Raw genomic sequence first — 2,611 nt, 5'->3', positions numbered from 1 at the left:
GTGTTATAGAGCTGGAGAGCCTTCTGGCGGTAGGCGCTGCCATCCCCACCGGCAGCCTCCGTGGCCCGGGCCAACCAAGCGGCGCCATAGCTGAGTTCATCTTCGTAGCCACTCCAGGAGTTGTAGTAGCTCTGCACCTCGGTGATCGAGTTGGAATACTTCCCCCGGTAGGTATCTGCAAAGCGATAAAGCGACACCGCATTACGCAGCAATTCATCGGCATAGGCGATTGAACCGTTCTCCCGAAAGAGAATTGAGGCAGAGGCCAGTGCAGCAGCACTGGCGGCGCTTACGTCGGAGCCAGGTTTCTGGGCGGTAACGGCCATGGCCGGCCGGGCAATGGTTTGGTTCTCGGGGGCGCTCCAAAGCGCATGGTCTGCGGCCACATCACCCACCTGTGCCACAAAGAAACTGGTGTTGCCGGCAGCATCGGTGCCATGGGCCTTGAGCAGGTAATCGGTGCCCCACTTCACCGCCGCCAGCAGTTCATCCAGCTGGCCGGTGGCGTTGTAGCCCTCCTTGAAGGCAATTCCCCCCCAGGCCAGGCTGGAGATGGTGGAGGCCAAGGGCATCCCGAATTTGCCGTGGTCACCAGCGTCGTGGTAACCACCGGTGAGGTTGAGGCTGAGCCCAAGCTGCAGGTTGGCGCCGTTGCGATCCCCGAAGTACACCCCATCGCGGCCGTCGTTCAGTCCGGAATCACCACGCCAGGGCACCCGATTTGTGGCCTCATCGAGATCACCGGAGCGATTTGCCTCATAGAAAAGGAACGACTTCTCCAGTGCCTCGGCGTAACCAGTGCCATTGCCAACCACTGGGGGGGTAACCACTGGCGGCGTAGGCAGCACCGTTGATGAGCTGTTGCCAAACAACTGAGCCGAGGTCAACGCACCATCGTTGCCGATGCTGCTGCCCTGGCTGCCATTGAAACCAACGCTAACCGAGGCCCCTGCCTTAAGCGCAGCCGCCCAGCCAGCACCACTCAGCGTGTAGCGACTGATCCCATTGCCCAAGGCGGTACTGGTAACAGTTGCCCCCCAGGGGGCGCCACTGATGCTGTGGGGGCTATCAAATGTGTAACTCCAGCTCTGCAGGTCTTTGCCACTGCTGTTGGTGATCTTTAGTTCGGCAGTAAATCCACCCCACCAACGGCTACCGCTCACTTCCACACTCAGGCCCCCATTGCCAACCACAGGGGGTGTAACAACTGGGGGGACCGTTGTGAAGTTGTAGCTGCTGGTGCCGCCGTAGTTATTGCCGGCCAAATCCTTCACAGCCCCCGCTGGCATCACCAACACATAGGTGCTTCCAGCCTCAAGCAAAGCCGTGGGATCAACGCTGAGGCTGCTGCCACTGAGCGTGAGCCTTGTACTGGTGGCCGCATCAAAACTTTCAACCAGCGCGCCCGTGGCTGAACCCTTGCGCAAGCTCAACGTGCCAACACCCCGGGCGATGGCTTCCGAAAAGCCCAGGCTTAGGTTGCTGGCAAGCGCCACACCTGTGGAGCTGAAGGAAGTGAGCGTGGGGGCAAGGGTATCTGCTGGTGCAGTGCTGTTACTAAATAACTGAGCCGAGGTCAACGCACCATCGTTGCCGATGCTGCTGCCCTGGCTGCCGTTAAAACCAACGCTCACCGAGGCCCCCGCCTTCAGGGCCGCTGCCCAGCCCGCACCACTAAGGGTGTAGCGGCTAATCCCATTACCCAAAGCTGTGCTGGTAACCGTGGCCCCCCAGGGGGCGCCACTGATGCTGTGGGGACTATCAAATGTGTAACTCCAACTTTGCAGGTCTTTGCCACTGCTGTTGGTGATCTTCAGTTCAGCGGTAAAACCACCCCACCAGCGGCTACCGCCCACTTCCACACTCAGGCCCCCATTGCCAACCACTGGGGGTGTAACCACCGGAGGAGTCACCACAGGGGGGGTGACCACCGGGGGGACTGGGGAAATAACAGGATCACTGCCGTAATCCCCCCAAATGCTGCTGAAGCCCCCCGCAGCGATCACTGGCAGGCCGGCATGGTTGTTGGAAACTTGCCCCGCAGCCCCAGGGTTATCGCGGTTAATCGACCACATCGAAAGCATCCCCAGACCCTTCTCCCTGGCAAAAACCTCAAGCTGCTCAGCATCTTGAATTGTGAATACCTCACTGGTGATGTCATTTACACCCAACATCGGGGTTACTCCCAGCTGGTTCCAGCCAAAGCTTTTGCCCTGGCTGGAAAACAGATTGGTTAGTTGGGCAAAAGTAGTGTTGGCGGCATCAATGGCGTAGGCCCCCATCGACTTGAGCTGCGGCGGAGCAGCTGAATCGCCATAGTCCATCGCCATCACATTGACGCCATCCACCTGAACGCCCGCCAGCAGAGCCGCCTTCACAGTGTTGAGACCATCTTGGGTGAGCCCCTGGGGCAACACCGGCAGGGTGAGCCACACTCCGAGCCCCGGATGGGTCTGTTGCACCAGAGCGATGGCCTCCATCTGCAACTTGATTGTTTGGGTTTCGGCCAGGGCCGCCCCCTCGATGTCGAAATCAAGCTTGCTGAGCTTGAGGGTGTCCACCATTTCCCCATAGGCGGTGGCCAATGCCTGAACCCCCAGCCCCCGCTGGG

General features: G+C 59.9%; 1 protein-coding gene. It reads right to left on the bottom strand.

The window, feature by feature from the left end; translation table 11 throughout:
• Positions 1–2,564: glycoside hydrolase family 9 protein (locus C7K08_RS15655; RefSeq protein ID WP_241537272.1), on the bottom strand; the 2,564-nt coding region annotated here is incomplete at its 3' end.
• Positions 2,565–2,611: the final 47 nt, after the last annotated feature.

The sequence above is a fragment of the Synechococcus lacustris str. Tous genome (assembly GCF_003011125.1).
Lineage (GTDB): Bacteria > Cyanobacteriota > Cyanobacteriia > PCC-6307 > Cyanobiaceae > Synechococcus_D > Synechococcus_D lacustris.
The sequence above is the reverse complement of the archived record's forward strand: the minus strand, read 5'-3'. Positions and strand labels throughout refer to the sequence as shown.